This is a genomic window from Clostridium sp. YIM B02500 (assembly GCF_022324665.1).
GTDB lineage: Bacteria > Bacillota > Clostridia > Clostridiales > Clostridiaceae > Clostridium > Clostridium beijerinckii.
In genome coordinates this window covers 19,516-41,980 of the sequence record NZ_JAKGTE010000041.1, presented here as the reverse complement: position 1 = coordinate 41,980, position 22,465 = coordinate 19,516, and the positions used below count along the sequence as shown (strand labels likewise).

The following is a 22,465-nucleotide window of genomic DNA, read 5'->3' as shown; positions in this document are numbered from 1 at the left end:
ATGGTTAAATCATTAGTTTATGCTAGAAATTACTATTCATAAGTTTAATTCTTGAATTGGATATCTATAGATACCAAATAAAATAAGATCTGAACTTATTCATATAGCTTGCCGAAATAAGTACTAAGCATCTCACTATTTTGGTATTTGTCTCATAGCTTTACCTTTTTCACTATAACTACTATCATTTACAGATTGAACCTTAAATTTTCCGTTTTCATATGCAACTTTTGATATACTTGAATTATCCATATTCCTTATGTCGAAATTTTTATCTAAATGTTCAATAAATACTCTAAGCATTCCTCCATGAACTACTATTAGAATATTCCCTCCACCATCTTCTTCATTTTCAATACATATATTATTTATAGTTGTTACAAATCTTTTTAAAGCTGTATTATAATCTTCAGCCTCATGCGTTTCATCTAATGCAGCACATGAATCACAATATGCCCTTTGAAAATCATATTTTTCTGCCATTTCTTCAAATGAAGTTACATTAAGGAAATCAAGTATCGCCTTAAACTTTATCTTCTCAAACTCTCCTTCATATTTTCCAAAATATACTTCTCTTAAGCCTTCAAATTCTTTTAGTTCTAAGTCCACACTTGCCTTATTCTCTTTTATGACAATTTGAGCTGTTTTTATTGCTCTTCCTAAATCACTGCTGTAAACTGCTTTAAACTTCACATCACTAAGTCCTAATCCCGTATTTACGGCTACTTCAATTCCTTCCTTAGTTAGAACTCCATCACACCATCCTTGAGTCCTTCCTACTTTATTTAAGATAGTTTGCCCGTGCCTCATCAAATATAAAGTAACTCTTCCCTTATTTTTATCACTCATTTTTTCCCCCATACTGCAAAATCATCTACCTCTTCTAATTTATATAAATAAATTATATCATAAATTGTAAATACTGGCATAACTAATCTTTAATTATGAGCTATAGTATGATATTGAATCTATTTATTTAATTCAATATGCTAAATTATTTTAGCTGCTCCCCCTTGATTTCTATAGATGACTTAAGTTATACTAATTTTGCAAAATGGACTTGGTGGCAACGAAAGTTGCTGCCTTTTTTATTCTTAAGGAATTTATATTCCGATAGAATCTGTGAACATTTTGCCCCTTGATGATATGAATCATGGAAAAGACTGATTTAGAAGGTTACGATTCGTAAAGAGAATAAAAAAGCAGCTATTGGATTTCCACTTTCAGATACACCAGAAAAGTCCAATAGCTGTTTTTATTAAAAAGATATTCCTTTATTATCTAAATTCTATAGGTTCTAAATTACTTAAATCATTTTATTTGTTGTATTAATGACTACATTTTAAATTTGGTTTTAATCAATTAAATTTTTAGAATATATAAAATTTAGCATAAGTTTCTATGAACTAACTTTTCCAAATATACATGTAATTATGCGTCCACATTTATTGGCAATACAATTGTAAATTCAGTCATATATTCATTGCTTTCAACTTTAATTCTTCCATTATTCTTTTCAATTAATTCTCTTACTATACTTAAACCATAGCCATGATTCTTGTTATTATTATTTTTAGTAGTAAATCCAGAATCAAAAATTTTATTAATTATTTTATCGGGAATCTTTTCCCCGTCATTTGCTATATTTATAACTATATTATTTAAATCCTCGTATGATTCAGCAATTATAGTCCCCTTATTCTTCATAGCCTTTACCGCATTGTTGACTATATTAATTATTATTCGATATAAATCCATCTCTTTCATTGTTGTTAACCTAAAATTGGCATTATCGGATACAATAACTTTTATATCATCACTTATAACATGCTTAGTAGCTAGTGATAGAAGTGAAGAGCCTTCAGCATCTTTTTCATAAACATTTCCGCTGTTTTGATATGTATTTATAATTCTTTTCAATAAGTTGGACGCATCTTGATACATATTCATATCACAGAGTTCATATAAACTTAAAATATTTAGATTGTAATTATCTTTTATATTTTTAAGTTCAATATTTTTTGATGTTAAAATTCCATTCAATTTATATATTTCATCCGAATCTTTTTTAATCTTTCTAAAATCTATTATATTAAATATTATAAATCCAATTAAAGCTATAACTATAATATTTCTTGATAATACCGGCTCAATATCGTATGAAATATTATATAAAGAAATCAAAAAATCAGGAAAGAAACTTATTATAATTATGTATTTTACAGAGTTACTTTCATCTAGTAATAGCTTATAAATCTGCTTAATTTTGCTTTTAAATAAAAAGCATAAAATAAATAAGAGTATCTGAGAGAGATACACAAGTGTAATGTATATATTCGCTATATAATCTTCCAATGAATTAACATCTAGCATTACATATAGTATGTTACCAAATGTCGACACCCATATAAGTACTATTGAATATATTAAACTGTATGCTATTATTGGATTCAGCACATTTTTTCTAAAAGTAAAATATATAATTAATATTCCTAAAGCATGTGTTATAAATATACATATTGATAAATTTCCGAGTAAGTATGTTATATAAAAGCCATCTACCGATAGAAGTATAACACTTAATATCAATTCTTTTATTTTTACTATTTTGTCCTCTTCCAAGCAATAATTAACTATATAAATAAACAATATACTTTGAAAAATAGTAATTAATGCATCAATGTATTGCACTTCCAATTTACATCTCCTTTTATAATGTTAAATAATCATATAAACAAGTTTTATTATCTTAACTTTTTCATTGACTCTGGCATATCTTCAATACCAGCGAAACAAAATGATACCATAGGTGATTTATTCATAGATTTAGAAAGATTTAATAGTAAATTTGCAATCATTTTTTTTATTCCCATAATACCCACCTCTTAATTATTATTTAAATTAACTTATTTAGAATAATTAAATTGATATATGAAAAGAAATAATTCTATCTAAGAAATCAGAGATGTAAAATTGGAAATGTGTATCTATCAAGTTTTATCTTGTGTTAGACTATCAAATAAATTCCCTCTACTTCCTTATCAACCTAATTATTCCATTAATTACATTATAATATTTATTGTGCAATTATTCAACATTTATAGTCATATTAACCAAAACCATTGTTACATTTTCCAAAATATATTCATATTGAGGCAAATTGCATTTAACACCCTATTTACTAACCGCCTTCTCTATAAATATTTGCCTGCTATTTAAATATTTATCTATGATTAAAAATCACGCTTTTCATTTCTGAATAATATAATTTTTATATATACTGCATTGTATTTGCAATCTTTTAATTTGTTATAGGAGTTGTTATTTCAATACTATTACCTTCACTATCTCTAAATTCAGCAACCCAATTAGCTCCAATCTGTTTTATTGGAAATATAATTTCTAATTTTTCTAATTTGCTTTTAAGAACATCAAAGCTATTAACTTCTATGCTTGGTAAGCAACTATTTCCAAAAACATGTTTTTCATTAACTTTTTCATAAGCAAACAAGCCAAGACGAAAACCATTAATATCAAACACACTATACATCTCATCTCGAACGGTTACAGTTTGCTCAAATAAATTTTCATAAAAATCAATTGCCCTATTCATATCTTTAACGCATAAGTATAACGATTTAATACTACAATTCATTTTAATCCTCTTTTCTGCTTAAATAATTAATCCTCTAGAATAGCAATAGCACGAACAGGCGCTCCATCTGAATCTTTAAATTTTATTGGAAGAGCACAGAATGTAAAAATGTCATTTCCCACTTTATCTAAAGATGTCAGATTTTCTATTACAACTATGTCTGTTTCAGCAAAAAGCTTTTTATGAATAGTTAAATTTTCATCTTTAATAGGATCAATTCCTATAACATCTATCCCTACCCCTTTCTTCTTACTTTTTATTAAGTATTCAGCTACTTCTTCTGTAATATATGGATAATTTCCAAAATAAGCGTCTGTCCCCCAGTATTTATCCCAACCTGTATAAAACAAAATATACTGTGCTATATCTGCTTTTTCTTTTACAGCTTCAATATACTTCATCGTAATCTTTTGGCCTTCTTTTAAATTACTACAATCAACTACTATACCTTTTCCAACAAACTGTTCTGCACTAAATGAATCCAAAGTTGTTCTTTGAGAGAATAAGTGTGCCGGAGAATCCATATGCGTTCCTGTATGAGAAAACATAGTTAGCAATGTTTCCTTAAAGCCATCTTTCTCATAGGTACTTGCAACTTCTAATTTAGGTTTCTCTGTTCCTGGATATACCGGCATATTCTCTGAAATGGTATGTGTTAAATCTATTACTTTCATATTAATCCCCACTTTCTTTACATGTTTTAATGTAATATCTTTCATTCTATAAGTATTATAATATAAAAAGATCGCATATCATTCTAAGTGATGCGATCCTTGAATATAAAATTATAAATTTGTTTATAATTTTCTTTAAGTTTAATCTGGTAATGTAAAATAGTTATCAATATACGCTGTCATTTGATCTCCTAAAGTTAGATAATAATATACTGGTATTAAATAACTTGAATAAAATAGCCTTTTTGACTCTTCTTCAGTACCTTGAAGTGCTCTTATCAAATTTTGCTGATGCCTTAAACTTATAACAAAACTTTGGGCTATAAATGATATTTGATCCGAAAAAAATACATCTGAAATTGAATCACTATAAGTTCTTTTATGTTCTTCTAAATTACGAATAACTTGTTGATATTCATTAATATAATTTCTTATACTCGTATTTACTGCAATTAATTGTTCATTTGTTGAATTTTCTCTTATATTTATGGTGGCTATATTGGTTCGTATAGTTTTGATATCTTGAAAATTTTTTATAATATCTTGTTTATTCTTTAATTCTGATATTTTAGGCCCATATTGTATATTCTGCTTAGGTATTGGCTGTGCATATGCTAAATTCGTCATTGCTAATAATATAACTACTATTAGTACTACTAATCTGTTTATTTTTTTCCTCATCACTAATTCGCTCCTTTTATAGAAATTATACTAACTATATAAAACTAAATGATATTTATATTTAGCTATTATAAGAATTCTATTCTATATAAGAATTAGTAATATTTGAAATTCTACAGATATTATAAATAAACCCAATACCTTTGTGTAATCCTATTTCCTTCATCCACTTCATTTTCCAATATTCCATTATTATTTACTATTGTTTTTGCAGAGCCAATATTATTTTTGTTGCAAGTGATTAATACTTTCTTAATTCCTAGTTTTACACATTCCCTTAGTGCTAGTCCTAACATCTCTGTTGCATATCCTTGTCGTCTTTCTGATTTTCTAACACTATAGCCTATATGACCACCAAAGTTTAAAAGATAGTCATTTAATCGGTGTCTAATATCAATCATTCCAATTAAATGCCCATCGCTAACAGAAACAGCCATGTATGTAGTTGCTGGAACTAAGCTATCTCTTACAGTTTCTTCTTTTGAATTATCACCAAATGCGCTATACCATTCTTCAAAAGTCTTAGCACTACCTAATCCAGCTGTACCATCCATGCTGTCATTATTTTCAATAAACTCTCTTTTATAATCCATGAGTTTTTCCTTATCTTCTAAAGTTGGTAAAATTAAATTTAATCTGTTCATTCTCTCCTCCAATTATTCTATTATATTAGTTTTAATCATTTACTATATACACTTAGATTAGATTTCTATATTTTAGTCTCATCTACAACAATTTTATTTGTTAATAAACTCCAAATTATTTTTAGAATTTTACATCTAAATAATAAAAAATCACACATTCACTTACAATCTATTCTCTATTAAAGTATATAGATAGAAAAATCAAACTCTGCTACTTTAAATAGAATATATTATTTATGAATACTGCGATTTTTAATATGTTATTTACTCTTATTTTTTATTGTGATAACGAACCTATTTTACTAAATGGATAAAATCTAAATACAGCCTTACCTTTTATATTGCTTTTATCTATATATGGGTTTTTCCATCTTCTTGAGTCACGAGAATCAGGTCTATTATCGCCTAAAAAGAAAAACTTGTCTTCTGGAACATCAAATGTTCTATTATATTTTTCATTGTTTTTTACATAATCTTCTTTAATATCATTTCCATTTATATTAACAATACCATCATGTATTACAATATGATCTCCTGGCAATCCAATAACTCTTTTAATAAGTGTTTCCTTTAATTCATCAGAATAGAATACAATAATGTCTCCTCTTTTAATATTGCCCATATTATATATTTTTGTAACAACCATCTTATCATTGACGTTTATAGTAGGTACCATTGATTCACTAGGAACATATATGTTAAAAAACAAGAAATTTTTTATTAACATAGCTATTATAAGTGCTACTGCTATTGGAATTACCCATTCCTTAAAAAATTTTATACCTTGATTCTTATAATTGTGATTAACTGCACTGTCCATTACTTCTCTCCTTTTGTGTTCATCCTTTTTTTATCTTGTAATTATTATATCACATATCAAGAATATGGTATTATTCATTGATATTTTAAGTCTATCTTAAATAATACTGTCTTCTCTAATTCATCGCTATAAATAAAATATAGACTCATTTATAATTAATAGTTGTTAACTCTTAGCACTGTCATCTTTTCTATATACCTACTATTTTACTTCGTCTTTCCATAAGGATAGTATCATGCCATATTCCATCAGCATCACATCCAATTTTTTCTCTTACCCCAACAACTCTAAAACCACATTTTTTATGTAATTTAATACTTGCTTCATTAATAGAAAATATTCCTGATTGCAGAGTCCATATATTTTCTTTTTCAGTTTCCTCTATTACTCTATTCATAAGTTCATATCCAACATTATTCCTCCTACAAGATTCACTAATATAGATGCTGACTTCTGCAACACCTTTATACACACATCTACTGCTTGTTGGGCTTAGCGCTATCCAACCAATAATTCTATTATCACTATTAGTAGCAACAAACCTACCTATACTTAAATGTCCCTTGTCCCAATCTTCATACCTAGGAAGTTCTGCTTGAAATGTAGCCTTTTTAGTTTTTATTCCTTCCATATAAATATCAGCAACACTATCCCAATCTTCTTCTGTCATTTTTCGAATAATAAATTCCATACTTATTTCCTTCTTTCAGTTAACTTAATTATTAAAACATTGCATACAAATTTCTTTCCTATTAAGTAGTGGGATTTCTTAGAAATAACACTAATTTATCTGCAAATCATCATATCATTTTTCCAATTTATATAATAGTAAATCTTCAAACAATTAATCCCTTAAGTATCCAATCTATACATTTAAGAATTTTCTTAAAGCTATTATACTTCCTATAACCCCTATTAAGATACCAGATACTCCAAATGGAAAAAGCATTATATTGGTTATAAAGGTAGGTTGTACAAGACTAAATTCTGGTGCATACTCCATTGCTTTAGTATAAATAAAGCTATATACGAAAAACAGAGATAAATATCCTACAAAAGCACCTGCAATTCCTATAATTCCTCCTTCAATAATAAATGGCCATCTAATAAACCAATTAGTAGCTCCAATAAGTTTCATTATACTTATTTCACTCCTTCTGGAGAATAGAACCATTTTAATCGCATTTACAATTAAAAGTACTGAAACTAATGGTATTACAATAAAAATTGCAAATTTAAAACATATTAGAATCATAATCATTTCTTTCATAGCCTGATTATTAGTGTAAATACTTTCAAAGCTTCTGCCAATTGATAGCAAAAATAATAAAAATAATCCATTAATAAAGAAAGTTGCAGATATAGTAGTTACTGAAAAGATTGTTGTTGTAGAATTTCGTTTCAGACTCTTTACTGCATCTAAAGAAAAGTATTTAAATTTATCAATATTCATCATACTGTTTCTCCTTTTATTTGCATATATAATTTTGATGATTGATTGCAATATAACATGATGTTAATGTAAACATTGTAACAATACATATCATTACCAAAATTATTTTCTTCATATCTTATTACTCCTTCTATTAGATATAAACTTATTACATAGGTATTTATAGAGGCCCAATAGAATTATTTCTAAAAATTCAAGTGACAATTTTTCAAATTGTAATCTGTTGCCTTTTCATCTAGATTCCCATGAATAATAACTCCACCTTATCTAGTATCAATTTATTCATGCCTTTAATTATAACATATATTGTAATTTTATGATTATTCTTCATAAACATTGTCTTAAAATCAAATAAATAAAAAGGTAGATTAAGTATTTTCAATTTAATCTACCTTCACGGGTGTTTTATGACTTTATTTTAAGTTTTCGACTTAAATAATAATATACTATTATCACATGTTAATCCATTTATTATTTTGCTTCCTACAAAATGAACAATACAACTTTAATTAATAAGCTTTTTTAAGTTAAAGACAACTTATACATACAAATTCTAATCATTAAAATTTCAGTAATCATCTTCAATTTTCTATATATTTCCTAGAAATTAGTTTATAATTGTTAATGAATTAAAATATTTTATCTAGATTGTAGGGGGAATTCATAATGGCTGGTTGTAACGAAAAGAATTGTACATGCTCTAATATTAATTGCGAAAGACATGGTAAGTGCTGCGAATGTGTAAATTTTCATCGAGGCAATGGAAATATTGTCGCTTGCTTAAGAGATTTCAAGGTTGAAAGCAAATAACTGAAAGCCTTATCCAAAACCATCATAATCTAAAGCCATACTTAGGCTTTAGATTTTCATCTTAATTTTCCATTCAACTTTAATATTTATATTAATTGAAGTATGCCTTCTATTCTAACTCCCAACCATTTTTAATACAATCTTGAAGCCCTTTCAATATTTCTACTGCTCTATGAACTAAATTTAATTTAGCAAACTGTTCAGCCATTGGTATATCTTCCAAATTATTTTCTTTTTGATATTGTTCCTTTTCCCACATTATGTTACGTCCATACGTCCTTGTATAAACATTATTTATAACCTGCCATATTTGTCCTTCATCCTTGTTGTTATTATTGCAAAATTTCTGTACTTTTTCTTCTAATAGCTCTCCACTGCACATCATAATTGTATTATCTCCTTTGATTTAACATATTCTATTAATTTTAATTCTTTCCAAAATGTCCACCTTTAAAACAGTCTATGTTAAATCATCTATAATCTCCTGCAATGTGAAATTATTCTAAAATATAATTAGAATATCTACATCATTCTTTCACATAATAATAGTGCAATCTGATAACTACACCCCGACCATTTCCTCAAAATGGTAGTTGTCACTTGTTTCATTGGAATAGGGGCTTAATTATGCGTTATTAGCTCCTATTCCTTATTATTTTTTCGATAAAAAATATAATAAGTCACCTCCAAATAATTTTATACTTACTATATTACTGTATTATTTACACCATAAAACACTCATATCTAAATACCTTTAGTTATAAATATATATCTGAAAATTCTATATTGGTAGTTTGAACAAGTCTATTATCAGTCATTAAATCAATCATCGGTTTTTCATTTTTTTCTTCTATTACTTTCTCATTAGGAAGTAATATTTTAAAAGTTGTACCTTTGCATAAATTACTTTTTACACTTACACTCCCCCCTAGTGCTTCAACAAATCTCTTTACCAATGATAAACCTATACCTGTTCCTTCTGCCTGCCTTGATAAAGAGCTCTCTACCTGCCCAAATCTTTCAAATATTACATCTATCTTATTTTTTGGTATACCTATACCATTGTCTTTTACTTCAATACATATATTAGTTTTTGCTGAATGTAAATTTACAACAATAGATTTTCCTGCTGGTGTAAACTTTATCGCATTGGAAAGAAGATTTAAAATAATTCTTTCATATTTTTCATCATCAATCCCTATTATCTTTTTTGTAAGTTTTGATACGAATGTTAATCTTACTCCCTTTTTTGATGCAAATTCATATACCGATTCAGTTATAGCTTTTGTTAGAAAAACTATATCTATATTTTTTTTATTTATCGTGATCCGGCCTGCATTAGCACGAGTAATATCAAGAATATTATTAACCAATCTTAATTGCCTATTAGTATTTTGCTTAATAGTTCCCATATATGCTTTTATCTTTTCGGTCATTTGATTTGAGTAAACTAAATTTAAAGTTTGTATAGCTGTATTAATTACATTAAGTGGTGTTCGAAACTCATGAGAAATAAATGATAAGAACTCATCTTTCATTTCCATTGCCTGCTCAAGTCCTTCGTTTTTTTCACGCTCTACAGCTAGCAACTTTTCTTGTACTTCTTGTAAATCTTGTTGGCTTTTGATCATATCCGTTATATCAAGAAAACTTACAACTCCATATAAAAAATCACCACTATTATCATAAATCGGCGTTCCACTAATGATATTGTAATATTCCATATCGTCTTTTTTAAACTTCACAATATTATTTCTTACTATTTCTCCAGATTTCACACGATATATTGGAGTTTCCTCTATTGGCATTTTGTTTCCTTCTAAATCATAAAGCTCTGTAATTTTATAACCTTCACCTAACTCTTTAAACTCTCCAGAAAAACGTTTCCTAGCCACTTTATTTTTAATTATATACTTACCATCTTTGTCAAATACATAAATCGACTCCTGCATATTATCTAATATAGCTTCAAAAAGTTCTTTCTGTTCTTTAATATGCTTCTCATAATTAACTTGTTCTGTCACATCACGATTAATAATGATTCCTAAACTAACTTTCCCATATTCATCAAAAACAGGAGTTGCATTAAAATCAAAATATGAAGCATCGTCTCCGTGCTTTATGACTATTCTCTGATTCTTAACTTTTTCACCTCTTATGACCTTCATGGAAGGAAAATCTTCAAGTGAAATGCATTTGCCTTTTTCATCATAGTATATTTCTCCACTTTCAAATGAATCACCAACTTTATCTACTGGATTATCAAGCGAAGTAAACTTTTTAGTATATTCTTCTACTCTTTTATTTGTTCGTCTATACTTACCACAGTTATCCACAACAGTTAAGCCATCTGCCATATTATCTATTATTATTTCTAATTCTTCTTTTTGCTGTTTTATAATTTGGTTTTGAATTTGTAATTCTTTTTCCATTTTCTTATTCTCTGTAATATCACGATTAGTTTCAAGGACAATTTGCTTTCCATTTTCATCTACTATTAACTGCAATCTAGTTTCAACTAAAAGCTTACTCCCGTCCTTCTTAATTTGCTCTATTTCAGCATGCCAAATTCCATCACTTAAAAGTGTTGATTTTATGCTACTAAAGCTAATAGGAAATGTAGTTTTTAGCAGTTCATAACTAATACTTCCTATAGCTTCTTCGCTTCTATAACCATACTTTTCCTCTGCTCCCTTGTTCCAATATATAATAGACCCATTAATCTCCCAAGCTAAGATAGCATCATAAGAAAGATTTAATAGGTTTGCCTGCATCATCAGCTGTTCATTTTGTTTTTTAATAACCTTTGTTTGCTCTTCCATTCTTTTTCTGTCTAAAACTTTTTCTGTTATATCTGTTGTAATTTCAATACAATATTTTAGAATTCCATCCTCAAACACCGGAGCGAGACTAGCCTCCCAGTACGTCACTCCTCTTTCAAATTCAAATATATATTCATCACTGTAAAACGGTTTCTTTGTTGAAAGCACTCCTTTCCATACTTCTTCTGATGAGCTTCCAGTCCATCCTTTTATTATTTCATTTAACTTTTTGCCTATTGAATTTTCTATACTATTAAATGGTTTATCGAGAAAGTTTAGATAAGTTTGATTTGCTTTCAATAGAGTTATATCTGGAGTACTAAAAATAGCAATTCCAAATTTATTATGAGCGCATAGAGCGTCTACTGCTGCGAATTTAACATCTAGACGTGAATTTGGTTTTTCTGAGAAAATATACACATTTCCAATTGCACCTTCTGCCACATCTATATTTATAAACCTAGCATCTAATGATTTAGTAAACATAAAGTAATCTTTCTCACCATCAATATCTTCTAAATCTGCATTAGGCCCGATTTTCAATATATTGAATAATTCTTTAATATTTTTATTTAATAGTTCTTCCTCTGAATATTCAGTCATTTCAATAAATAACTTACTAATTTCAGTAGCGATCCCATTGTCTACCACTATATATGATTGTTCTCCAATGAAATCGAAGGAGTTATATAATTCCATAATAAAGCCCTCCAATTTTCAGCTTTTTTCATTTGTGCTTTTGCACCTATTTATCATTTTACTATAATATTCCATGTAATACTACCGGTCTCCTATGTTAATAGGTAACTTATCGAGCAATTCTGCATATTTACTCAAAATAAACGTGCCTTTTTCTTCATCATTAAATACTTTCTACATATTGTGTAACATTTTATAATTGCATATAAGGAATTTCGTTTTAATTAACGTATTACATTTAAATATTAAGCCTTAGCTTTAATATTATATTCATATAGACTCTAATATTTCCAGTAAATAAAAATACCGCAAATCCAAATTAATGAATCATGCGGTATTAAAGTAACTATTCATACAGAATAGTTTTATAAAAATATTTTCTTAACTTTAAAATCTTATTCTTCAACAAACTTCATTAGCTCTTTATTAAATTCTTCACGTTGATCATAGAACGCTGCATGTCCACTGTATTTGAATGGAATAAGCTTAGAATTCTTAATCATCTTTTCTTGTATCTGTCCTAATTCGAATGGAACAATTTTGTCATGGATTCCATGAATAATTAAAGTTGGAACATCTATCTCTTCTAAGTCAGAAAAGAAAACTTCATTTATCCAAGCCTTTGCAATTGCTGCTGTTGACCATCCTGCTGCCTGTAATCCTAATTGAAAGAACCATTGTGAAAAAGCTTCTGTTATATGTTGATAAAAAAACATATCTCCAAATCCTTGAAGCATTTTAGGTCTATCAGTATATGTTCCTTCAATTAGCTGCAGAACTGTTTCTTTATCTAAGCCATAAGGGAAATCTGGACGTTTAATAAGACTTGGCGCTACTGCCCCAAAAAGAGCAAGTTTTGATACTCCATAACCTTTATGACGCGCCATATATCTAACAGCTATTCCGCCTCCATTTGAATGTCCTGCTAATGTTATATCCTTCAACTTTAATGTATCAATTACACATTTGACATCGTCTGACAAGGTATCAAAATTGTAGCCCCTATATGGCTTATCTGACTCTCCGAATCCTCTTGTATCTATCCCAATGCATCTATATCCCATCTTTGGCAAAACATCAAATTGATATTCAAACAGTTTATGACTTCCTGGCCAACCGTGTATAAATAAAATTGTTTTATCGGCACCCTCATTAAGGTCTTCTACATAGATCTTTACATCTGGTTCTACTTTGACATAGTAACCCATTATAATAACCTCCAAAAAACTATCTATAATCTATATCATATCGATTAGAATAGGAATTTGTGAATAATCAATTTTGATTTTCTATTTTCACACCATTCCAATAATCAACACCATTAAGCCCTCCATATTGATTACGTCCACATCCCCATGTGCCATTAAATCCTATCTTTCCATTCTTTTTATAGAAATAAAATTTAAACGCGCCAAATACACAAGCGCTTTCAGGGTATGCATAAGGATAAGATACTGTTGACCATATCCCTGTTAGAGTTAATATACTTGCATTATAATATCCATAAATATACGGATATCGACCAACAACTCCATTTGGAGCTAGCTCAGTTAAATTTACAATTCCATCTATTGCTCCATTATTTATAGATGTTTTAAATGAATACCTACCTAATATCTCTGTAAATTCTATTTTATCAGCTGAAGCTTCGTGAGAATATTGCATTCTACTCTTCCTTTAGTATTATTTATTCTAGTTAATAGTATATGAACTCATATTTAAATATGTTTATACATTTATTCCCTACAACATTATAATATCTAAAATTTATTAATATAATTTCTTTCATGTATGTTTCAAATCCCTAACTGCTTCATACATATCTCTTTAGCTATAATCCAAAACTAACAAGTTCGCTAGCTTTATCCAATAAATTAAATTGAACTACCTTTAATCTAATTATAAAATCCATTAATTCTTGATTAATTCCTTTGAATAATTTCACTTAATATTCACATAATAATTAATACATTATTTAAATAATCTAAATTTATGAAAGGTTGATAGTTTCAATGAAACGATATGTTATATTAATTTTTATATTTCTATTAATTTCATCTACTACCATATCGCAACTTGCCTATGGCCAAGTTGGTAAAACGCTTAGTCAAGGAATATACAGCGCAAGAGATGCAAACCTAAAAATAGGTTCACCTATAGCTGCTAAAATTGACTCACCAAACAGCAGAGTTATTATAATAGTTATTGATAGCGATCAGCAGTTGCAGGAATTAATACGTCTTGGTCCTCAATCGCCTCAACATACTATAAAACCTCTTGACTATGGTTCATCTATAATAATTTTTGGTACTAGTCCAGTAACATTTACTTAAAAATACTTATTCATTATATTTTTTATTGTGCTGATAATTATAAATAATGATTTTTAATTAACTATTAATTTCTTTATTTACTTTTTATATATTTATGTTAAATTCTATCCATTACTATATTTTAAATTTAAAAATGTTATGAGAACATCACGCTGCACGCAAATAAACAGTGTGGTATTTTTATAACATTTTTATCTAATTCTTCCTGCTTTATACTGCATTACTCTCTGCCATCTTCTAAACGCTTTTTCATGCTATTACTACTTTCCTATAAATTGACTTTCAATTAATCGCTTAATGTATCGGGCTTATAATTCCAACGAATAAATTTTATAATCAGAGATAATCTATTATTATGATTTCCTAATCTAAGTAATTACATGGAGGATTACAATGAATATATTAAAAAAGCTCATTTTATTAATTCTCGCTATTTTTTTATTAAATATTATTGAAATTAACACATATGCTAGCCCAAATACTACTACTAATAATCCAGTTAAAATAGCAGTATTTTTACTGGATACTGATGAACTATTTCTTTCCCATTTTTCAGAAAGTCTTAAAAACATCCAGAAAGAAAATGGAAATAAAGTTCAATTTACTGTATTTGATTCAGAAAGAAATCAAGGAACTGAAAATGATAATATTGCTAAGGCACTTGATCAAGATTTTGATCTTTTTGTAATAGAACCAGTTACTTTCAAACTAGAAGAATTAAAAAATACTTTTGACATGATACACCAAAAGAACATTCCATTTATACTATTAACATCACCAAGCAGAGAAGTATCAAATTTTGCTAAAGAATACCCTAGAACTATTATTATAGGTGGAGATGATGAGCAATCTGGCATTCTGCAAGGCAAACTTCTTATTAATGAGTGGAATACAAATAAAACATATTTAGACCATAATAAAGACAACATAGTGCAGTACGTAATTCTAAAAGGACCTGTAAGCGATCCTGCTACTGATGCTAGAAGTAAATACCCAATCCAAACACTTAATGAAGCAGGAATTAAAACTCAAGCAATTTCATCTAATTCTTGTAATTGGGATAAGAAATGTGCGAGAGATACTATAGAATCAATTATCTTAACACAGAATGGTAAAACTGAAGCGATAATTGCAAATAGTGACGACATGGCCGTAGGTGCTGTTGAAGCCCTCCAAAAGTATGGGTATAACAAAGGAAATAAATTCAAATATATTCCCGTTGTTGGAGTTGGCGGCTTACCAGAGGCTACTGAATTGATTAAACAGGGGTCTATGACAGGAACTGTTATACAAGATCCTTCAGATTATGCAAACGCAGTTTATTCCATAGGAATGAATATTGTTTCAGGGCAAAATCCGCTTAACGGAACAAATCATAAATTCGATGAGACAGGTAATACAGTTAGGATTCCTTACAAGGAATATTCTAAACAATCATAGTTTTTTTAATCATAAATAACTTTCCTTAATTAGCTATCCTTAATTATATGGAAATTATTATTCTATTTAATGATTATATATAACTATTTTTGTCTATAATTATATTAGACATGAATTACTATTCTCCTAACATTAAATATAAGATAAGGCAGCTTTTTAAATTACTGCCTTATCTTATATTTATATAATTGATCTTTTAAAAACCATTTGTAGTAACATTTTTACTACTCCATAATATATTAATCATTGTAAATGACATTTTCTTCACTTCTCACTGAAATTTATGTTATAAATTAATGACATATTCTTTAGTTCTTTAATACAAAAACAAAGGCAGCAGCCAAATTTTTGATATCATTTTTACGGTAGATAACTAATGTAAAAATATAAATAATTTTATCTACTAAAATGTACTTCTGGATTTATGTCTGCTGCCCATTATTTTTATTTCGGTCATCATTTAATATTAGTATCTATCAAAAGTACAAAACTCAAATAATTGAATCAACTAATCTCATTGATTTTTATAAGTATCATTCCATTCACTTGTCGTAACATAAGAAGAATCAATTGATTTTAGATATTTATCAATTTTATCTGTATCTAATTCACCTTTTATTACGTTATAATAATTATTATTGATAATTATAGGATTTACAAATGTTATATCCATTACATCCTTATCATTTATATAAAAATGTGCAGAATGTATATATCCATCTGATGCTTCAACATTTGTTGCTTTTTTAATGGTATACCCATCTAAATATCCCATGAATTCTTTAACTTTCTCTTTATCACCTATTGTTATTGATTTACCGCCTCTTCCATCATAAAATACTATTTTTGTAACATCATCAAACTTTATACCAGTTACACCACTTATCTTTTGAGATTCAGAGTCAACATTTGTTGAAGTATTAATTGTACCATTATTTGTGGATAAAGTGGCAGCTGTATTTCCGGTAGTGCCATCATTCTTTTGAATCCAGACTCCATTTGAATCTACTGAATAACTTCCAATTGTAGTACTTTTAGCCATAGCACCACTACTATATAGATAATACCATTTTCCTTGATATTGTACCCAACCTGTTTTCATATAACCATTGCCATCAAAATAATACCATTCTCCATTAATGCTTCTCCAACCTGTAGCATATTCATTTCCTTCTGTATACCACCATCCAACATTATCTTGTTTCCAAGCTGCAAATGCTTTAATTGGAGCTACCGCTAAAACGCTTGTAGATATTAAACCAATTGCAACTAATCTTTTTAGATATTGTTTTTTCATTTTATCAACCTCTATTTCTTATACTTACTAATTATCAGCAACTAATTCCAGTATAATAAATCTTAGTACTAGTATATTATTAATTTTAATTGCTTCAAAGTGCTTTAATTATAGCCGAAAAAAATTAATTTAATCTTAATCCTAAATTACAATTATCATAAATTAAATTTTTATTAGCCTAAAAAAGTACTACAAACTCACTTCAAAATATGGTACTTAAAACTTTTATTTTATCTTCCTTAAAGTTGAAAGTTAATATTTTTTATTAATGCATGTGCATACTAATAAAACCTTATGAACTATTTCCCTCCAAATGCCATTGTATACTCCACTGCTTTTGTATCTTCATTTATGTGTTCATCTATAACCTTGAAATTATTCTTCATATAAAAATTTACTGCAGTTACGTTCTTTGTAAATACGTGCAATGTAAGATTATCATATTCAGATTTGCAATACTCTATAAGCTTCTTACCAACACCTTCTCTTTGATATTCTTTTTTTACAAAAAGCCCAGCTATATAATTTTGTTCTACTATTCCTATAAATCCTTTTATAATATTATTTTCTTCAAATATATAAATATCTGCTGACGGAAGCATTTGCTTAACTAATTCAAAATTATCCCTCCAATATTCTTTAGGTATAAAATCATGCGCCTCTATATTTGTATCAAGCCATATTTCCATTACCTTATCCAAATTATCCAATTTAAAATCTTTAATCATTTTTTTCTCCTTATTTCCTCCCAAAATAAAACCATTTTCATTATGCTTTGTGAATGCCTTACTTAATGGACAGTCCCTCTGTCTATAAATTATTAATTAAGTTTTATTAATAGGCTTCATGTTTATTGTAAATTTAAGCTTTTTTCTTTTTCTTACGTATTCTTATGCTACCTTGCTCATTATTCATCCCTGTCTTTTCTATTAATTTAGTGCCAAATGCGGCAACCTCTTGAATATCTATTACAGTTATACAACCTGTTTTTAACTCTTTTAATTCAAAACTTCCTCTCATTCCCTGTTGCTTTGCATTCCTTATAAGTTCTCTTAATTTTAATATATTCTCTTCTGTTGGTTCTTCATCAGTTAAAGGAGTAAAATACCCGATATATCCACTTTTGAATACTATTTTTATTTCTAACATCATCCTAAACCTCTTAAAATCAAAATTACTATCTTTAATATATATTCATTAACGAGGTCTATACATGTTATTATTTCAATATTTTTATAATGAGGATACTTAAATACTTGATAAAATCACTAGCTTGTATCATTAATCTGCAACAACCAAACATGTAATTTTCTTCATTAAATATTACTAGATTTTATTTTCAAATGTATATAATCCCCATAATTAATTATATCTTACCTTTAGTAAATTTTCTAATTAGAGCATCTCCAATTAAAATTAGTGGTACCGCTATACAAAGATACTCCCACAATTTCAAATCTAAATTATCTTTTAAAACCATTGCAATTAATAAACTAACGGCCCACCAAATACACTGTATCGCTTTTAGTGTTCCATTAGAAAAATCAGGTCTCTTAAACATAATAAACTCCTTCCCCATTTACTAAAAACCAACTTCTCATTTTTTTAATCTGAAGTTCCTATCTAAATCACTTTAAGCCGCATATTCATGATATGGCAAACGGATAGCAACTTTTGTATCATCAAACTTATATTTAGTACCATAAAGCGGATCTCTACCTTCAAATACATTCATACCTATTGCATAACTCGCTTCTGCCATTTCATATGGATCTTGCATAACAGAACCCGCCATAAAACCTTTTTTAATTAATTCTTGTGCCTCAGCTGTAGCATCAATTCCAACAACAACTATTGTCTTATTTTTATCTCCTAAATTATATCCATTGTTTTGCAATGCCTCAACAGCTCCTATAGCCATCTCATCATTATTTGCAATTATTGCCTCAATATTCTTGCCATATTGCAAAAGTAGTGAACTAATATTTGTTTTAGCCAGATCTCTTTGCCAATCGGCAGCTTTTAATGCAAGCTGCTCAGTTTTTATTCCTGCCTTATTTATTGTTCCAATAGAAGACTCACTTCTTTCCCGTGCCTCTATACTTCCATGTTCACCCTCTAGCATAACATATTGCAAAATTCCATTATTATTCTTATCTATAAACTCTCTATTCTTGTTCCATATATCAACAATAATTTTTCCTTGCATCTCTCCAGCTTCTTTAGCATTTGTTCCTACATAATAAGCTTTTCCATAATACCTAAGTGCATCAACAGATACTGGTTCTCTATTAAAAAAAATTATAGGGATATTTTTAGACTTAAATCTGTTAATAACATCCTGTGTGGCCCTTGTATCAACTAAATTTACCATTAGAATATCTGCATTATCACTGACCAAATTGCTTAGTACTTCATCTTGTGTTGATTGGTTACCCTTTCCATCATAAAATCTAAATACTACTTTTCCTTCATTTTGCTTTTGAATTTCTTCTAAGTTTTCCATAACTAAAGAGACATATTTATCCTTAAAATTATACAGAACTACATCTATCATTACAGCTCTCTGACTTAACCCATTTGTTCCCGCAATAACTCTAGCATCACATACTGATACCTCCATTGCAGCCACGATAAATATAATTTCTAGGATCGCTAATATTCTCTTTGATATATTCATATTAAATCCTCTCTTTCACTTTTGTTCAACATTATTGTTATCATCGGTGAAAGAAAATATTTATTTTGGCTTTTATTAATATTAAATTTTATACAAATCTCTATAAAATAAACCAGTTAGCTTATATTAAGTATAATAAACTGATTTTCATATTATTATATTATTAGATAACCTTCTTTTCAAAGCAGATTGCTTTAGAATTTCCATTGTATTTTCCATAATTCTGTATCTGATGGTACCCTCTTTTCTTATAGAAATTTACTGCTTGCTCATTTATTAATCTAGTTTCTAGCCAAATAACAGAGTATCCCATTTTCTTTGCCTGAAGCTCTAAATATGATAGTATTTCACTTCCAACGCCCATTGTCTTAATCTTCGCAAACATCCGCTTAACTTCCGTTATATCTTTATTAATATACCGTATTCCCCCACATCCTACGGCCTCTCCATTATCATCATATGCAACCACAAACAAGGACCGCGGGGCACATACATCCTCTGGATTAAAGGAATTCCTTCCGCTATCTCCAGTTATAAATTCCAGTTCTTTAGACAATTCATCCATTAAACGTATGGAATCATGATCACTTGGATTCTTTTCAATAATCTTCATTGTTAATATCTCCATTTCTCCAAATTTAAATTTTGATTTTCTATTTTATCTAAATATATGATAAAATCATTGTGAAAGGTGGCTAAATAATGACTGAATTTATAATGTCGAACTTAAATATTTTTATTCCTTTATTACTTATATTTTTAACGATTGATACTTTTCTACTAGCTTATAGAGCTTTTTTAATAATTAATACTAACTTAAAACTGTCTTGCAACAACTCAAAAAGTTACTATAATAAAAACAATAAAATAGCAATTATAAATCTAACTATAGAAAATAACTCATCTAATCCAATAGATGTTATAAAAGTAAAATTAACTTCTGGATTTAAATCACATTTAGCAACTTTTCCAACAACACAATCTGCTAAAAATAATCTTAAGGCTCTCGATTCAAACGTACTATTAGAAAACATTCTGAATAATACAAATATACCTGAACATACTTCCGTAACTGGTTATGCTATTTTTGAAAATGTTGAAGCAATAAGTGACTCAAAAAACTATAATATAATAATTAAAACCTCTAATAAAGTTTTAAGAAAGAAAATAAAACTATAATTCTTTATTTATACGACCTCATTACATTTTTAATAATTGTTGCTATTTATTCTTCCGAGTATAACTGTATTATAATATTTTCCATCTTTGTGAATACGATCATTTATTAATAAACCTTCTTTCACAAAGCCATAGCTTTTATATAATTCAATTGCCTTAGTATTTGTCTCTACTGCAGACAATGATACTTTTTTAATATCCGAACTATCTGAATATCTTAAAATATTTTCTAGAATTACTCTCCCAATTCCATATCCCCAATATTTCTTTAATATACATATTCCAAACTCTGCTTTATGTCTGAATCTAACTAACTTATTTCCTTCTAGGCGTGAAAATCCCACAATTTTTCCGCCCACTTCAGCAACAAAAAATAGATTTAGCTTAGAAGTATTATCCCCAAAAATAATTCCTTCAAAATCTTCTGGAGTTAAGAACGATTCCCCTGATTCTCTGTCAAGATTTTCTGTTTCTCCATCAATCTGAGCTCTTAATTTAGACAACTCATTTGCATCCTCTTTTCTAGGGCATCTAAGTATCCATCTTAAGTTTTTACCGTCTATTATTTTATCTTCTATTATCATTATGTGCCTCCTAGTATATTCCTCATAATCCATAATTCTAGCAACAAATTTAATAAAGATAGCCAATTATTAAAAAATTGTAGTTTCGCCTTAGGTTCTTCTATTTCATTTTCTATAAGTCTATTTTTAAATAAATCATATCAACGAGCTGTATTCCATTTTCAAATATTGGATGGTCATAGTTATCTGTAAAAAAATTTTTAATTCTGTGTGATACACGAAATCCACAGTTCTCATAAAATGGAATTGTTAGATTACTATCGCCTGTCCCAACAATCATAGTTGTACACTTTCCTTTATAATAATCTAAAATGTATCTTATAAGCTTTTTCCCATATCCTTTTCCTTGATATTTCTCATATGTAGCCATATTCTTTAATTCACATATATTACTATCTTTTTTTACTACTACACAAATGCTTTTTAAATCATCATCATATAAAGAAAACATTTCTCCATTCTCTAGATATCTATCAATCATATCTTCTTGTTCATCTGCTAACATCAATAAATCAAGAAACTTCTTTTTGTCATTTATGATCTTTTTAACCTCCATACTCTTCCCCCCTTCTTTAAATAAAACATCTCTTTATTTCCAACCCTAATTTTGATGCCAACAATTTTTACCTATCAGCTTTGCAAACAATCTTAATTGAATAAATTACCAATTAATAATTTGAATAATTAAATTGTA

25 protein-coding genes and 1 pseudogene are annotated in these 22,465 nt (G+C 28.2%); 4 read left to right on the top strand and 22 right to left on the bottom strand.

Translation table 11 applies throughout. From position 1 onward, the window contains the following. Positions 1-135: 135 nt before the first annotated feature. The 10 genes from L1S46_RS23235 to L1S46_RS23195 all read right to left on the bottom strand — a co-directional run bounded on the left by L1S46_RS23235 (position 136) and on the right by L1S46_RS23195 (position 7,930). A complete protein-coding gene (locus tag L1S46_RS23235) occupies positions 136-849 on the bottom strand; it encodes a histidine phosphatase family protein (protein ID WP_012060082.1) in 714 nt (237 codons plus the stop codon). Positions 850-1,431: 582 nt separating this feature from the next. Further along, on the bottom strand, positions 1,432-2,691 hold the full coding sequence (locus L1S46_RS23230; protein WP_238901114.1) for an ATP-binding protein: 1,260 nt from the start codon (positions 2,689-2,691) through the stop codon (positions 1,432-1,434). A 53-nt stretch (positions 2,692-2,744) separates the two neighbouring features. Further along, positions 2,745-2,873 (bottom strand): hypothetical protein, encoded by a 129-nt coding sequence (locus L1S46_RS26440; protein ID WP_275297346.1) that lies wholly within the window; start codon positions 2,871-2,873, stop codon positions 2,745-2,747. 428 nt (positions 2,874-3,301) lie between these two features. Continuing rightward, positions 3,302-3,655: a VOC family protein gene (locus L1S46_RS23225; protein ID WP_238901112.1), complete on the bottom strand. Its 354-nt coding sequence runs from the start codon at positions 3,653-3,655 to the stop codon at positions 3,302-3,304. 26 nt (positions 3,656-3,681) lie between these two features. Then, positions 3,682-4,329 carry a cyclase family protein gene (locus L1S46_RS23220; RefSeq protein ID WP_238901113.1) on the bottom strand — a complete coding sequence of 216 codons (648 nt, stop codon included), beginning with the start codon at positions 4,327-4,329 and terminating at the stop codon, positions 3,682-3,684. A 141-nt stretch (positions 4,330-4,470) separates the two neighbouring features. Continuing rightward, positions 4,471-5,010, bottom strand: coding sequence for a hypothetical protein (locus tag L1S46_RS23215; protein WP_238901111.1), 540 nt, complete (start codon positions 5,008-5,010; stop codon positions 4,471-4,473). A 122-nt stretch (positions 5,011-5,132) separates the two neighbouring features. After that, positions 5,133-5,654, bottom strand: a complete 522-nt coding sequence (locus L1S46_RS23210) for a GNAT family N-acetyltransferase (RefSeq protein WP_238901110.1) — start codon at positions 5,652-5,654, stop codon at positions 5,133-5,135. Between the two features lie 277 nt (positions 5,655-5,931). Continuing rightward, positions 5,932-6,474: a signal peptidase I gene (gene lepB / locus L1S46_RS23205; RefSeq protein ID WP_017211890.1), complete on the bottom strand. Its 543-nt coding sequence runs from the start codon at positions 6,472-6,474 to the stop codon at positions 5,932-5,934. Between the two features lie 190 nt (positions 6,475-6,664). Continuing rightward, entirely contained in the window at positions 6,665-7,165 is a 501-nt protein-coding gene (locus L1S46_RS23200) for a GNAT family N-acetyltransferase (RefSeq protein WP_238901109.1), read from the bottom strand. Positions 7,166-7,339: 174 nt separating this feature from the next. After that, complete coding sequence (locus tag L1S46_RS23195; RefSeq protein WP_238901108.1) at positions 7,340-7,930, bottom strand: FtsX-like permease family protein; 591 nt, start codon at positions 7,928-7,930, stop codon at positions 7,340-7,342. A gap of 663 nt (positions 7,931-8,593) precedes the next feature. On the opposite strand from L1S46_RS23195, the gene L1S46_RS23190 reads away from it, so the two are divergent. Continuing rightward, a complete protein-coding gene (locus tag L1S46_RS23190; RefSeq protein WP_017211888.1) occupies positions 8,594-8,737 on the top strand; it encodes a hypothetical protein in 144 nt (47 codons plus the stop codon). 109 nt (positions 8,738-8,846) lie between these two features. Here the strand turns inward: L1S46_RS23190 and L1S46_RS23185 are convergent, their stop codons facing one another. The 4 genes from L1S46_RS23185 to L1S46_RS23170 form a co-directional block, all read right to left on the bottom strand. Beyond that, positions 8,847-9,122: a hypothetical protein gene (locus L1S46_RS23185; RefSeq protein WP_238901107.1), complete on the bottom strand. Its 276-nt coding sequence runs from the start codon at positions 9,120-9,122 to the stop codon at positions 8,847-8,849. Positions 9,123-9,495: 373 nt separating this feature from the next. Beyond that, positions 9,496-12,258 (bottom strand): PAS domain-containing sensor histidine kinase, encoded by a 2,763-nt coding sequence (locus L1S46_RS23180; RefSeq protein WP_238901106.1) that lies wholly within the window; start codon positions 12,256-12,258, stop codon positions 9,496-9,498. Positions 12,259-12,653: 395 nt separating this feature from the next. Beyond that, complete coding sequence (locus tag L1S46_RS23175) at positions 12,654-13,466, bottom strand: alpha/beta hydrolase (protein ID WP_238901105.1); 813 nt, start codon at positions 13,464-13,466, stop codon at positions 12,654-12,656. A gap of 67 nt (positions 13,467-13,533) precedes the next feature. Beyond that, positions 13,534-13,923 (bottom strand): hypothetical protein, encoded by a 390-nt coding sequence (locus tag L1S46_RS23170; protein WP_238901104.1) that lies wholly within the window; start codon positions 13,921-13,923, stop codon positions 13,534-13,536. A gap of 347 nt (positions 13,924-14,270) precedes the next feature. Here L1S46_RS23170 and L1S46_RS23165 point away from each other — a divergent pair, with 347 nt between their 5' ends. Together L1S46_RS23165 and L1S46_RS23160 are read left to right on the top strand one after the other, a co-directional pair. Then, complete coding sequence (locus L1S46_RS23165) at positions 14,271-14,591, top strand: hypothetical protein (RefSeq protein ID WP_077844344.1); 321 nt, start codon at positions 14,271-14,273, stop codon at positions 14,589-14,591. Between the two features lie 393 nt (positions 14,592-14,984). Continuing rightward, positions 14,985-16,031, top strand: a complete 1,047-nt coding sequence (locus L1S46_RS23160) for a galactose ABC transporter substrate-binding protein (RefSeq protein WP_012060093.1) — start codon at positions 14,985-14,987, stop codon at positions 16,029-16,031. Between the two features lie 514 nt (positions 16,032-16,545). Here L1S46_RS23160 and L1S46_RS23155 read toward each other — a convergent pair. From L1S46_RS23155 to L1S46_RS23130, 6 genes and pseudogenes are all read right to left on the bottom strand, one after another. Then, positions 16,546-17,238, bottom strand: a pseudogene (locus tag L1S46_RS23155) (cell wall-binding protein); the annotation flags it as partial. A 389-nt stretch (positions 17,239-17,627) separates the two neighbouring features. Then, positions 17,628-18,056 carry an N-acetyltransferase gene (locus tag L1S46_RS23150; protein ID WP_012060095.1) on the bottom strand — a complete coding sequence of 143 codons (429 nt, stop codon included), beginning with the start codon at positions 18,054-18,056 and terminating at the stop codon, positions 17,628-17,630. 133 nt (positions 18,057-18,189) lie between these two features. After that, on the bottom strand, positions 18,190-18,477 hold the full coding sequence (locus L1S46_RS23145; RefSeq protein ID WP_236892057.1) for a hypothetical protein: 288 nt from the start codon (positions 18,475-18,477) through the stop codon (positions 18,190-18,192). A gap of 217 nt (positions 18,478-18,694) precedes the next feature. After that, positions 18,695-18,889, bottom strand: a complete 195-nt coding sequence (locus tag L1S46_RS23140) for a hypothetical protein (protein WP_238901103.1) — start codon at positions 18,887-18,889, stop codon at positions 18,695-18,697. 72 nt (positions 18,890-18,961) lie between these two features. Beyond that, positions 18,962-20,008: a galactose ABC transporter substrate-binding protein gene (locus L1S46_RS23135; RefSeq protein WP_238901102.1), complete on the bottom strand. Its 1,047-nt coding sequence runs from the start codon at positions 20,006-20,008 to the stop codon at positions 18,962-18,964. 163 nt (positions 20,009-20,171) lie between these two features. Beyond that, positions 20,172-20,621 carry a GNAT family N-acetyltransferase gene (locus L1S46_RS23130; protein ID WP_012060098.1) on the bottom strand — a complete coding sequence of 150 codons (450 nt, stop codon included), beginning with the start codon at positions 20,619-20,621 and terminating at the stop codon, positions 20,172-20,174. Positions 20,622-20,710: 89 nt separating this feature from the next. Here L1S46_RS23130 and L1S46_RS23125 point away from each other — a divergent pair, with 89 nt between their 5' ends. Further along, a complete protein-coding gene (locus tag L1S46_RS23125; protein WP_012060099.1) occupies positions 20,711-21,187 on the top strand; it encodes a hypothetical protein in 477 nt (158 codons plus the stop codon). Between the two features lie 29 nt (positions 21,188-21,216). Here the strand turns inward: L1S46_RS23125 and L1S46_RS23120 are convergent, their stop codons facing one another. Both L1S46_RS23120 and L1S46_RS23115 read right to left on the bottom strand, forming a co-directional pair. Beyond that, positions 21,217-21,771 (bottom strand): GNAT family N-acetyltransferase, encoded by a 555-nt coding sequence (locus L1S46_RS23120; protein ID WP_238901101.1) that lies wholly within the window; start codon positions 21,769-21,771, stop codon positions 21,217-21,219. A 112-nt stretch (positions 21,772-21,883) separates the two neighbouring features. Next, positions 21,884-22,327 carry a GNAT family N-acetyltransferase gene (locus L1S46_RS23115; protein ID WP_012060101.1) on the bottom strand — a complete coding sequence of 148 codons (444 nt, stop codon included), beginning with the start codon at positions 22,325-22,327 and terminating at the stop codon, positions 21,884-21,886. Between the last annotated feature and the right edge of the window lie 138 nt (positions 22,328-22,465).